Source organism: Pseudomonas sp. S3_E10 (genome assembly GCF_054667615.1).
The window spans coordinates 845770-857691 of record NZ_CP162743.1 but is presented as its reverse complement, the minus strand read 5'-3'; the positions used below and the strand labels follow the sequence as shown (position 1 = coordinate 857691).

The following is an 11922-nucleotide window of genomic DNA, read 5'->3' as shown; positions in this document are numbered from 1 at the left end:
GAAAGTTTGTAACTCACAAAACACCGACTGCTGCCACATACCCAATTTGCTGAAGCGAGGCCATTTGGTCACGAGTCAGTACCCGAATTTCTTGACGACCATAGAGCATTGGAACCACCTGATCCCATCCCGAACTCAGCAGTGAAACGATGCATCGCCGATGGTAGTGTGGGGTTTCCCCATGTGAGAGTAGGTCATCGTCAAGATTAAATTCCGAAACCCCATTTGCGAAAGCAGATGGGGTTTTGTTTTGGGCGCTCGGAAAGTGCAAGAAGCTCGTGCAACCATCCTGACAAAAAAGATTTTTCAACATGCCATTGGGGGAAAACGATGCAAAGTGTTTCTGCATTTTTGGTATGGTGCAGCACATTTTCACAAGGACTGATTTTTATCCGCAGGATGCGGCGTCGACCTTCTTCAAAGAGATGCTGTAGAAATGCCTGAGCCGATACCGATCAAAGATCACGAAAAAGAGAACCGCCTGGTCAATAAGCGCCTTCTTGCCTGCGCGCTGTTGGTGGTCAGCATCACTTGCGCGTTGGTAGGGCGCATGTATTTTCTGCAAGTGGTGCAGTTCGATTATCACTCCACGATTTCCGAAAACAACCGTGTACACGTGTTGCCCATCACGCCGACGCGTGGGCTGATCTACGACCGCAACGGCGTAGTACTGGCCGACAACCGCCCTAGTTACAATCTGACCATCACCCGGGAGCGCACCACCGATCTCAAAGGTGAGCTCGACGCCATCGTCAACTTGCTGCACCTGCCCGTCGAAGACCGCGCCATATTTGACAAGGCCTTGAAGCAGGCACGCCATCCCTTCGTCCCAGTGACGTTATTTTATGAGTTGACCGAGGAGCAAATCGCATTGCTGGCGGTGAACGAATTCCGTCTACCAGGCGTGGATGTCGAACCGCAATTCGTCCGTCACTACCCACTGGGCGCTCACTTTGCTCACTCGATCGGCTATGTAGGACGGATCAATGAGAAAGAATCCAAGGCTCTCGATTCAGTGGAGTATCGTGGCACGCAATCCATCGGCAAGACCGGCATCGAGCGTTTCTACGAGTCCGAGTTGCACGGCCATGTGGGTTATGAAGAGGTCGAAACCAATGCCCAAGGTCGGGTACTGCGGGTGCTCAAACACACAGACCCGACCCCTGGTAAAAACATTGTCTTGAGTCTTGACGTAAAACTTCAGGAAGCGGCCGAGCAAGCCCTTGGTGATCGCCGTGGCTCGGTGGTCGCCCTCGACCCACAGACCGGCGAAGTGCTGGCCATGGTCAGCAAGCCGAGTTTCGACCCCAACCTCTTCGTCACTGGCATCAGCTTCAAGGAATATGCTGCATTGCATGACTCCATTGACCGACCGCTGTTCAATCGTGTCCTTAGAGGCCTGTACGCACCGGGCTCGACCATCAAGCCAGAGGTGGCCATTGCCGGGCTCGACAGCGGTGTAGTCACCGCTCAGACACGCGTGTTCGACCCCGGATACTATCAACTGCCCGACTTTGACCATAAATACCGCAATTGGAATCACAGCGGCGACGGTTGGGTGGATATGGACGCCGCCATCATGCGTTCCAACGATACCTACTTTTATGACCTAGCCCACAAACTGGGCATTGATCGCTTGCACGACTACTTGGCCGAATTCGGTCTTGGCCAGAAAGTGTCCCTGGATATGTTCGAGGAATCGGCTGGTTTGATGCCATCCCAGGCCTGGAAACGTGCCACGCGTCGTCAGCCCTGGTTCCCGGGCGAAACGGTGATCCTTGGCATCGGCCAGGGCTACATGCAGGTTACGCCGTTGCAACTGGCCCAGGCCACCGCACTGATCGCCAATAAAGGCGTGTGGAACCGACCGCATCTGGCGAAGACCATCAACGGCGAGCCACCGGTGGACGAAAACCCCATGCCGAACGTTGTCCTGAAGGACCCGCATGACTGGGAGCAGGTCAACCACGGTATGCAATTGGTCATGCATGACCCCCGTGGAATTGCACGGGCGGCAGCGCAAGGTGCGCAATACCGCATCGCCGGCAAGAGCGGTACCGCGCAGGTGGTGGCGATCAAGCAGGGCGAGCGCTACAACCGTGAGAAGACGCTGGAACGCCATCGCGATAATGCCCTGTTCGTGGGTTTCGCACCCGCTGAGCATCCGAAGATCGTGATCTCGGTGATGATCGAAAACGGCGAAGCCGGTGGTCGTGTCGCCGGGCCCGTGGTACGGCAGATCATGGACGCCTGGTTACTTGACCAGGAAGGCCACCTGAAGCCGCAATACGCGACGCCGGCAAAAGCCCCAGGGGATCCGCACGTTTAAGTCATACCTGCCCCTCGCCCCAGTGCTCGATGCCTTCATGGGCAAGCCATGGCACATCGTGTGCCGTCCAGATGTGCGAGGTAGGCTTGACGCCTGGATCATCATCCAGCGTCGCCACCCGCACAATCACATGGGGCTGATGCCCACGTTCCGCCATCAGATGTGAGCCGCAACGCGAGCAGAAATGCCTGAATTTTCCAGGGGAAGATTCAAATGACGACAACAACTCCTCCCCCTGCGTCCAGCGAAAATGTTCACGCATCACCCCGGCGGTTGCGACAAATGGCGCCGCATGTACTTTGCGGCAAGTGGAACAGTGGCAGTGGCTGATGAGCATATCCAGGCGGCTTATCTGGTAGTGCACGCCTTTGCAGAAGCAACTTCCATTCAATGGGTCAGTCATAACGTATTGCCGGTTCAAGGACGGGGCATCATCATTGCTTACAACCTCAGGTTGCGCATTATTTGATGTCGCCTACTGTCAATGAAGGAGGTGACTTATGCACGTATTAGATCGCATAGAGCGAAAAGTCCTGCTCAAGGCTTCACGTAAACAAGTATGGGAAGCACTGACCAACGCCGAGCAATTCGGCACCTGGTTCGGCATTGCTCTCAAGGGCAAAACCTTTGTCGCGGGAGATACCATTGAGGCGCCGATTACTTACCCCGGTTACGAGCACGTAATCTGGAAGGTCAAAATCGAACGCATCCTGCCGCAAACACTGTTCTCTTTCCGGTGGCATCCCTTCGCGGTGGAGGAGGGCGTCGACTACGACATCGAAACCCCGACCTTGGTTGAGTTCACAATTGAGGACCGCGCGCCGGGCATTCTGCTACGGGTGATGGAGTCGGGTTTCGACAGGGTGCCTGAAGCTCGTCGGAAAAAGGCATTCAAGATGAACTCACGTGGCTGGGATGAACAAATGGGCAATATCGAAAACTATCTGAACGAAGCCCCAAGGCGCGACCCACAAAGTGGGCATCATCACTGATGCCCATCCGTGTTATCCCCAACGCTCAAGCACGCTTCTTTTTTGAAGGCGGTACGCACCAGAGCTGACCGCTTTGGACGTACAACGACATGCAACAAATTTTGCAGTTTGCGGTTTACCCGCCGCGTTTGGGCAGATGCCGCGTAGAATCACTGCCTGAAAGCGATTCTTGAGGTGCGGCACGGTGGATTTACAGCAGGGGTTTGTCCTGACCCGGCATTGGCGCGACACCCCGGCGGGCACGGAGGTCAGTTTCTGGCTGGCCACCGACCAGGGGCCACGGTACATCCGCCTACCTGTGCAGACCTCGGTGATGTTTATCCCCGAGGCTCATCGCAAACCGCTCGATTGGCTGCTCAAGGGCGAGCGCGATATCGAGTTGCGCCCGCTGCAGTTGTGCGATTTCCATCACCGTCCGGTTCTGGGCCTGTACACCCGCCAGCACCGTCAGTTGATGGATGTGGAAAAGCGCCTGCGTGCCGCCGGTGTCGACGTTTACGAAGCTGACGTGCGCCCGCCGGAGCGCTACATGATGGAGCGCTTCATCACCGCTCCGGTTTGGTTTGGTGGTACGCCTGATGCGGCGGGCACCCTATGCGATGCGCAGATGAAACCCGCCCCCGAATACCGCCCTCCGCTCAAACTGGTCTCCCTGGACATTGAAACCACTGCCCAGGGCGACCTGTATTCCATTGCGCTCGAAGGCTGCGGTGAGCGCCAGGTCTACATGCTCGGCCCACCCAACCAAACCACCGCGGTAGATTTCAAGCTCGACTACTGCGATACCCGCGCCCAATTGCTCGAACGCCTCAACCAATGGCTCGCCACCTTTGACCCCGATGCGATCATCGGCTGGAACGTGGTGCAATTTGACCTGCGGGTGCTGCATGAACATGCCCAACGTCTCAAGGTGCCGCTCATGCTCGGGCGTGGTGACGAGCCGATGGCCTGGCGCGAGCATGGCAGCCGCAACCATTATTTCGCGGCAGCGGCGGGGCGTTTGATCATTGACGGTATCGAGGCGCTGCGTTCGGCCACTTGGAGCTTCGAATCCTTCAGCCTGGAAAACGTCGCGCAGACTCTACTCGGTGAAGGCAAGGACATCTCCACACCGTATCAGCGCATGGATGAAATCAACCGCATGTTCGCCGAGGACAAGCCCGCCCTGGCGCGTTACAACCTCAAGGACTGCGAGCTGGTCACGCGCATTTTCGAAAAGACCGACCTGCTCAAGTTCCTGTTGGAGCGGGCCAGCGTCACCGGCCTGCCGGCCGACCGCAACGGTGGCTCGGTTGCTGCGTTCACCCACTTGTACATGCCGCTGATGCACCGCCAGGGCTTCGTCGCCCCCAACCTGGGCGACAAACCTCCCGAGGCCAGCCCAGGCGGGTTTGTCATGGACTCACGCCCCGGCCTCTACGAATCTGTGCTGGTGCTCGATTACAAAAGCCTTTACCCGTCGATCATCCGCAGCTTCCTGATCGACCCGGTTGGCCTGATCGAAGGCCTCAAGCACCCCGATGACAGCGACTCGGTGGAAGGCTTTCGTGGTGCACGCTTTTCCCGCACGCGACACTGCCTGCCGTCCATCGTCGCGGGGGTGTCCGAAGGCCGTGAAGTGGCCAAGCGCGAACACAACGCGCCGCTGTCCCAAGCCCTGAAAATCATCATGAACGCCTTCTACGGCGTACTCGGTTCCAGCGGTTGCCGGTTTTTCGATACACGTCTGGCATCGTCGATCACGATGCGCGGCCACCAGATCATGCGCCAGACTCGCCAATTGGTTGAAGCCCAGGGCCATGAAGTGATCTACGGTGATACCGACTCCACTTTCGTCTGGCTCGGCAGCGCCCATTCCCAGGAAGACGCCAGCCGCATCGGCCAGGCGTTGGTCAAGCACGTCAACGACTGGTGGCGTGAGCACCTGCAAACGGCGTTCGGCCTGCAAAGTGCCCTGGAACTTCAATACGAAACCCACTTCACACGCTTTCTCATGCCCACCATTCGTGGCGCGGAGGAGGGCAGCAAAAAACGCTACGCCGGGCTGGTCACCCGTGCCGATGGCAGCGAAGAAATGATCTACAAAGGCCTGGAAGCCGTGCGCAGTGACTGGTCGCCCCTGGCCCGGCGATTCCAGCAGGAACTCTACCAGCGCATCTTCCACCGCCAGCCCCACCAGGACTACATCCGCGACTATGTGCGTCGAACCCTGAGCGGTGAATTCGACGAGCTGCTGATCTACCGCAAGCGCCTGCGCCGCCAATTAAACGACTACGAACGCAACGTGCCGCCTCATGTGCGCGCTGCACGCCTGGCCGATGAATATAACGATCGACTGGGGCGCCCGCGCCAGTACCAACGTGGTGGCTGGATCAGCTATGTGATCAGCGTCAACGGCCCCGAACCCCTGGAAGTGCGCCAAGCACCCATCGACTACGACCACTACGTCACCCGTCAATTGCAGCCGGTGGCCGATGCGATCCTGCCGTTCGTGAATGACGACTTTGGCACGCTGGTCGGGGGGCAAATGGGCTTGTTCTAGAACGCTTGCGTCGTGATGCCAAGGCGCAGCATTGTTGTCATTGGTGATGATTATCCGGAGGAACGCCCATGTACACGCTCGATGGCACGGACAAGTCTGGCTCTTGCATGAAGGCGCGGTTGGCCTCGGGCACGCGCCGTTACCTGCACCAAGCCAGGGTGGTATTTGCCGATCAGTTCGCCGGGCAATTGTTTGCCGCCAGCGGTCAGCCGAATGCCTTGGGCATCATGGCGGCAGCGGTGTCGCGCTGGGATGAGGCGCGGGAGGCGTTGAGCGCCGTGGCGCCAGCCTTTGCCAAAACCCTGTCGCAGGTGGATGCCGACCCTATCGTGGCGCCCGTATTTGCACGGCATTGGCCGCAGTGGGAGGTCTTGTAATGTTTCCGCAATCAGAGGAAACAATCACCGCCGTGCCCCGCGCCCCTTGCGTAGTGGGCGCCCTGACCTACGCTTTCTTAAAGTTGTGTAGGAATCATCCTTGAATTTGGCTGTCGCAGACATGAAACTCAAGAACCCTGCATGGAATTCAAAGGAGGTGCGCATGCTCATCCGGTCGCTGACCCTGGCTACCTTGATGGCTTTTACGGGGCCGCTGTTGGCTGCTGATGATAATCCGCTGAAGCAGGACATGGGCAAGGCCCGCCCGCTGGTGGTAGTGGAACTCGATGCGGGTAACCCCACGTTGACGACGCTGAAAAAACAGCTGGAAGAACCTGCGACCAAACAGTCCTTTGAAGAGCGCAGCATGGTGTTCTACACCGTGAAGTTCGGCAGCATCGGTGCCGAAGGTGAGAAGTTCGCCAAGGACCCCAAGGACAGCAAAAAGCTGACACCGCCGGAAACCAATGCGCTGATTCGCGCCCTCAAACTCGGTGTCGGCAGTGGTACCAAGGTGATCCTGATCGGCAAGGACGGCGAGAAAAAACTCGAGAAGACCGTGCCACCGGATACCCTCGAGCTCAAGGAGTTCTTCAGCGCGATTGATCAGATGCCTATGGCGGAGAAAGAAGCCGCTGCCGCTGCTGAACCCGCGCCGGTCGAGCCCGCTCCGGCCAAGGGTGCAAAACCCGTCAAGCCGGCCAAGCCGGGCGGCAAAGCTGCGCCGCAACCACTGGATGACTGATAGCGCTGACAGGCGAGCAGGGCGCATTGCGCGCCCTGCCACAGGTTTTCGCTGGATCAGAAGTTGCCTTTCAAACTCACCGTAAAGTTACGTGGTTCTCCATAAAAGTTGCCCCAGGAGGCGGTGCCGACGGTGTTGTAATAGGTTTTATCGAACAGGTTGTTGCCGTTGAGCGCCACGGTCCAGGTGTCGTCCATGCGGTAGGCCAGGCGCGCGTTCCACGTTGCGTAACCGGCCTGTTCGAGCTTGATGGTCTGCACGCGGTAGTTGCTGCTCTGGGCATTTACGCCGGTGCCCACGCTCCATTTCGACAGCGCGCCGTCGAGCTGGTAATCGCCCCACAGGCGTAGCATGTGGCGCGGCACATACGTGTTGGAAACACCGCCTTCTTTCGCCACGTCGATGGTATTCAGCGCCTTGGTCTGCGTGTAGGTGTAGCCGCCGAACAGTTGCAGGCGCTCAAGTACCTCACCGCTGATTTCGGCCTCCACGCCTTGGGCGCGCACTTTGCCTTTATCGGTGTAGCAAAAGCCATCGACGGATGTCGCGCATTGGGCGATGTAGTCCGATTCGGCGCCGTTTTTTTCCACGGCACGGAATAGCGCCAGGGAGCCGTTGAGGCGCCCGTCGTACCATTCGCCCTTGATGCCCAGCTCATAGTTATCGCCGATTTTCGGCTTGAGCGCGGCGCCGTCGACGGTAGCGTAGGAGCTTTGCGGTTGGAAGATATCGGCATAGCTGGCGTACACCGACAGGTGTTCGTCAAGGTCGTAGATCAGCGCTGCGAACGGCGTGACTTCGCCGGTTTCCCGAGTACGCGCATCCTGTACCGCCCATTCTCCCCAGGCCAGGTTGTTGGACGTGCGCCGATTCTCGTACCAGCTTACGCGGCTACCCACGATCAGCATCAACGGTTCGGCCAGGCGCAGGCGCAAGGTGGCGTAGGTGCCGTATTGGGTGGCGGTTTCCTTCACCGTACCGCCGCGATACATGTTTGGCCAGAAGGTACTGTCGGCCGGTTCCGTGAAGTGATGGTCAGGTTGGTAGATGCTCTGGCGCGAAGGCAGGCTCTGGATCGCATACATGTCGTCCTGCGTACCCCGGCTGCCGTTGGCGCCAAGGATCAGTTCGTGCTCCAGGCCGAAGGCTTCGAACTTGCCGTCAAGGTAGGCGTCAAGGCCGAAGTCTTTGTGATCGTAGTCCATCAGCGCGGCATAGGAGCCGGCCGTGGGCGCCGGGTTGCCATAGTTGATGGTGCCTTCGCTGGCGGCATATTTGGTGTCTTGCAGGTTGCGGCTGTGGACTGCCGATACCTTGAGTTTCCAGTCGTCGTTGACCGCGTGGGTCAGGTCGGCAAAAAACGTGGTGCGCTGACTCTGCCAATCGTTCCAGGCTTGGCCCAGGCACGTGGAGCGACTGAGCTTGGCGCTTTTGCCGTCGGCGTAGCGCGGCAGGCCGCCCCAGCAGGGGGTGGCATCGACGTCTTCGTAGCTGGCGCCGACGCCCAGCGTGGTGTCGGGGCTCAGGTCGATATCCAGCGCGCCGTAGAATGCCCGGTCCTGGCGCTTGGCAATATCCATGTAAGAGCCGCGAGTCTGCTGGCTGACGGCCGCACGGCCACGCACGGTGCCGCTGTCATTCAACGGGCCGCCGGTGTCGACCTCGGTGCGGTAGTTGTCCCAGGTGCCGGCGGACAGCGACAGGCTGGTAGTGGGCTTGGCCTGGGGCCGCTTGCGCACGAAGTTCACCGCGCCGCTGGCGGTACCCGCGCCCTTGAGCATCCCGGCCGCGCCTTTGAGCACTTCCACGCGGTCGTAGATCGCCATGTTGGCGCTGAAGCTATCGGCCTGTACGAAGTCCTTGCCCATGTCCAGCGGTACGCCGTCGTACTGGTACTGGCCGAGCATCTTGAAACCACGGGAATAGAAATATTTGCCGCCCATAGGCGATTCATAAGTGGTGATCCCCGGCGTGCGTTCCATGATGTCGTCGATGGTGGTGAGGTGCTGGTCGTCCATCAATTGGCGGGTCAACACACTGACCGATTGCGGTGTTTCCCGCAGGCTATGCTGGCCTTTGCCGATGGTCACTGCGCCCGTGGTGTAGGAACCGGTGCCATCGGTGGTGGCGCCGAGACGCTCGCCAGTGACCATTGTGGCGCCCAGGTTGAGGGCGCCGCTGTCCGCCACCTGCGGCAACAGCAACCAGGTGCTGTTGCTCTGGCGCTGGGCTTGCAGCCCTTGGCCGCGTAACAATTGGCCGAGTGCCTGCTCGCGGTCGAAGCTGCCGCGCAGGCCTGGGCTGGTCTTGCCGGCGATGCTGGTGGCGTCGTACGACAGGCTGATGCCCGCCTGGCGCGCGAACTGGTCCAGCGCACCGGCGAGCGAGCCGGCGGCGATGCTCCAGTCGCGGGCCTGGGTATCACTGCTCGCGGTGTCGGCCATCACGGCCAACGGCGCGGCGCCGCCGCCCAGGCAGGCGCCGAGCAAGGCGGCCTGCACCGCGCGCTTGAGGGAGGAACGTTGGGAGGGGAACGCTTGCATGACCGCGGGATGCTCCTGAAGGAAGTGAACAGAACCGGCCTGTTGATCGGCCTTTCCTTACAGGTCGAGTGGAGATGCGAATTCACCTCATTTATTTTTAGCGTTTTATACGCGGGCCGAAACGGTCACCCAATATCGGCTGCGGAAGGTGACATCGACCTTGAGCGATTGCGCCACCAGGATCAGCACTTGATCGGTGTCGTCCAATTGGTATGTACCCGATACGCGCAGGCCGGCCACTGCTTCACTGCAGCGCAGCAAGCCATTTCGATAACGGCCCAGCTCAGCAAGAAAGTCATCCAGGCGCATATTCTGGGCGCTGATCACGCCATCGCTCCAGGCCCAGGGGTCAAGGCCGTTGGCGATGGGAGGGCGGATGCCGTGGCGGTCGAACACCACTTGTTCGCCAGGGTTGATCACCTGCCGCGCGCTGGCGCCATGGCTGTCGGCAAACAGCGTCACGCTGCCCTGTTGCACGGCGAGCAGCGTGCCCTGGTCGTCTTCGCGCACCAGCAAACGCGTGTCGAGGGCGCGCAGGTGGCCATCGCGGGTGCTGACCCAGAACGGCCGGCTGTCGGCGGCGGTGTCCACGCGTATTTCCCCCTGACGCAACTGCACCAGGCGCCGCTCTTGATTGAACGCTGTATCAATGGCGCTCGCGCTGTTGAGCTGGACACTGCTGCCATCGTCCAATGCCACCCAGCGTCGTTCGCCGGTAGCGGTGCGGTAATCGGCCATCAAGGCCGGCAACGGTGTGTAGTCGCGACCGAGCCAGGTCAACCCCGCCGCACCGGCCACCAGCCCCAGCAGTTTCAAGCCTTCACGGCGGCTGATGCGTTGGCGCGCACCACGCAGGGCGTGGCGCCCGACCTGCGCCGGCAGTTGCTTGAAATCATCATTCATCGTCGCCACACGTTGCCACACCTGCTGGTGTTCGGCGCTGGTGTGCAGCCAACGCTCGAACGCAGCGGTGCTGGCGTCGTCGGCGACGTTGAAGCGCAGCCTGATCATCCACTCGATAGCCTGGTCGAGCAGGCGCGGGTCACAGTTCGGCATAGCGCAACCGATAGCAGGCGTGCAACGCCTTGGACAGGTCGCGCTCCACGGTGGCCTTGGACACGCCCAGCCGCGCGGCGATCTGTGCGCAGGTCAAACCGTCCAGTTGCGCCAGCAGGAACGCCTCGCGCGCACGTGGCTTGAGCTGGTCGAGCAGGCGGTCGATACGTTCCAGGCTGTCGAGAATCAGCCACCGGGTTTCTTCCGACGGCACGTCGACTTCAGGGAAATGCGCGAGGCTTTCAAGGTAGGCGCGCTCCAGTTCACGGCGCCGGTAGTGGTCGATCATCAAGCTGCGCGCGATGCTGCTCAGGTACGCACGTGGCTGCTGCAAGGTCTGCTGCTTGCGCGCCTTGAGCAGGCGCACGAAGGTTTCCTGAGCCAGGTCGGCGGCATGTTCCCGGCAACCGGTGCGGCGGTTCAGCCAGCCGCGCAGCCAGGAATGATGGGCATGGTACAGCTGACCGATGGCGGCATGGTCCAGTGGGTGATCGCTCGACATGGGCATCCTGGCGCAGCAGTTTTAATTGATAATGTTTCGCATTCTATGCGCGGTGGATGGCAATGGGCAATCGCTGGCGCAGGCATTTGCGGTGGGCAATGTATCCAGCACAATTTTTTGTTTGATGCCTGCCCGCGCAGTAATCTGCGGGTTTTCCCGGACGAGTGTTTGAGCATGATCGACCTTGCGACCCTGGCGGTTTTTTCCGGTGCGGTGTTTCTGCTGTTGTTATCGCCGGGGCCGAATATGGCCTTTGTGATCAGCCATGGTGTGACCCACGGCTGGCGAGGCGGGGTGGCGTCGGCCTTGGGTATCGGTGTGGCGGACCTGCTGCTGACGGCATTGACTGCCACCGGGGTAACGGCGCTGGTCGCCAGTTGGCCACCCTCGTTTGATGTCATCCGGTATGCCGGGGTGATCTACCTGCTGTGGCTGGTGTTCAAGACGTTGCAGAAAAGCCCGGGCCTGGACACGGCTCGCGTCAGCCTCATACCGCTGGGCCGGGTATGCTGGCAGGCCATGTTCAACAGTTTGCTCAACCCCAAGGCGTTACTGTTTTTTGTGGTGTTCCTGCCACAGTTTGTCAGGCCCGAGGCAGGCCCCATCGCCACGCAACTGATGCTGCTTGGCGGCGTGTTGACCTTGATCGCCGTTGTGTTTCATGCACTGTTGGGGGTTTTTGGCGGGGCGCTCAGCCGGCTTTTTGCGCGGCGTTCAAAGAGCGCACGGCTTCAGCAATGGGGCCTGGCGACCGTGCTGATGCTACTGGCCGTGCGCTTGGCCGTGATGTCCCGTCCCAATTGATATAGGCGAGCAGGCGTGCTCGCCATCAGTCT

At 59.9% G+C, this 11922-nt stretch carries 9 protein-coding genes, 1 rRNA gene and 1 pseudogene; 7 read left to right on the top strand and 4 right to left on the bottom strand.

Annotated features, from left to right (window positions below; all coding sequences use genetic code 11):
- Nucleotides 1–90 precede the first annotated feature (90 nt).
- Both rrf and mrdA read left to right on the top strand, forming a co-directional pair.
- A 5S ribosomal RNA gene (rrf, locus tag AB4N98_RS03545) occupies nt 91–206 on the top strand.
- Nucleotides 207–436: 230 nt separating this feature from the next.
- Nucleotides 437–2329, top strand: coding sequence for a penicillin-binding protein 2 (mrdA, locus tag AB4N98_RS03540; RefSeq protein WP_065876517.1), 1893 nt, complete (start codon nt 437–439; stop codon nt 2327–2329).
- Nucleotide 2330: 1 nt separating this feature from the next.
- On the opposite strand, the gene AB4N98_RS03535 is transcribed toward mrdA, so the two are convergent.
- Nucleotides 2331–2732: a GFA family protein gene (locus tag AB4N98_RS03535; protein ID WP_032883631.1), complete on the bottom strand. Its 402-nt coding sequence runs from the start codon at nt 2730–2732 to the stop codon at nt 2331–2333.
- A 97-nt stretch (nt 2733–2829) separates the two neighbouring features.
- On the opposite strand from AB4N98_RS03535, the gene AB4N98_RS03530 reads away from it, so the two are divergent.
- From AB4N98_RS03530 to AB4N98_RS03515, 4 genes and pseudogenes are all read left to right on the top strand, one after another.
- A complete protein-coding gene (locus AB4N98_RS03530) occupies nt 2830–3321 on the top strand; it encodes an SRPBCC family protein (RefSeq protein WP_017530701.1) in 492 nt (163 codons plus the stop codon).
- 184 nt (nt 3322–3505) lie between these two features.
- Complete coding sequence (locus tag AB4N98_RS03525; RefSeq protein WP_068931620.1) at nt 3506–5863, top strand: DNA polymerase II; 2358 nt, start codon at nt 3506–3508, stop codon at nt 5861–5863.
- A gap of 119 nt (nt 5864–5982) precedes the next feature.
- Nucleotides 5983–6240: pseudogene (locus AB4N98_RS03520) on the top strand (glutathione S-transferase); the annotation flags it as partial.
- Between the two features lie 163 nt (nt 6241–6403).
- On the top strand, nt 6404–6985 hold the full coding sequence (locus AB4N98_RS03515; RefSeq protein ID WP_017526714.1) for a DUF4174 domain-containing protein: 582 nt from the start codon (nt 6404–6406) through the stop codon (nt 6983–6985).
- Between the two features lie 56 nt (nt 6986–7041).
- On the opposite strand, the gene AB4N98_RS03510 is transcribed toward AB4N98_RS03515, so the two are convergent.
- From AB4N98_RS03510 to AB4N98_RS03500, 3 genes are all read right to left on the bottom strand, one after another.
- Nucleotides 7042–9528, bottom strand: coding sequence for a TonB-dependent siderophore receptor (locus AB4N98_RS03510; RefSeq protein ID WP_065876519.1), 2487 nt, complete (start codon nt 9526–9528; stop codon nt 7042–7044).
- Between the two features lie 105 nt (nt 9529–9633).
- Nucleotides 9634–10584 carry a FecR domain-containing protein gene (locus AB4N98_RS03505; RefSeq protein ID WP_116079852.1) on the bottom strand — a complete coding sequence of 317 codons (951 nt, stop codon included), beginning with the start codon at nt 10582–10584 and terminating at the stop codon, nt 9634–9636.
- Nucleotides 10571–11086 (bottom strand): sigma-70 family RNA polymerase sigma factor, encoded by a 516-nt coding sequence (locus AB4N98_RS03500; RefSeq protein WP_017526717.1) that lies wholly within the window; start codon nt 11084–11086, stop codon nt 10571–10573. The genes AB4N98_RS03505 and AB4N98_RS03500 overlap by 14 nt, the downstream gene beginning before the upstream one ends.
- A gap of 174 nt (nt 11087–11260) precedes the next feature.
- Here AB4N98_RS03500 and AB4N98_RS03495 point away from each other — a divergent pair, with 174 nt between their 5' ends.
- On the top strand, nt 11261–11890 hold the full coding sequence (locus tag AB4N98_RS03495) for a LysE family translocator (protein WP_017526718.1): 630 nt from the start codon (nt 11261–11263) through the stop codon (nt 11888–11890).
- The last annotated feature ends 32 nt before the right edge of the window (nt 11891–11922 follow it).

Coding starts and splice junctions, on each gene's coding strand:
- AB4N98_RS03495 (WP_017526718.1), top strand. CDS start 11,261: ATGATCGACCTTGCGACCCTGGCGGTTTTTTCCGGTGCGGTGTTTCTG.
- AB4N98_RS03500 (WP_017526717.1), bottom strand. CDS start 11,086: ATGTCGAGCGATCACCCACTGGACCATGCCGCCATCGGTCAGCTGTAC.
- AB4N98_RS03515 (WP_017526714.1), top strand. CDS start 6,404: ATGCTCATCCGGTCGCTGACCCTGGCTACCTTGATGGCTTTTACGGGG.
- mrdA (WP_065876517.1), top strand. CDS start 437: ATGCCTGAGCCGATACCGATCAAAGATCACGAAAAAGAGAACCGCCTG.
- AB4N98_RS03505 (WP_116079852.1), bottom strand. CDS start 10,584: ATGCCGAACTGTGACCCGCGCCTGCTCGACCAGGCTATCGAGTGGATG.
- AB4N98_RS03530 (WP_017530701.1), top strand. CDS start 2,830: ATGCACGTATTAGATCGCATAGAGCGAAAAGTCCTGCTCAAGGCTTCA.
- AB4N98_RS03535 (WP_032883631.1), bottom strand. CDS start 2,732: ATGACTGACCCATTGAATGGAAGTTGCTTCTGCAAAGGCGTGCACTAC.
- AB4N98_RS03510 (WP_065876519.1), bottom strand. CDS start 9,528: ATGCAAGCGTTCCCCTCCCAACGTTCCTCCCTCAAGCGCGCGGTGCAG.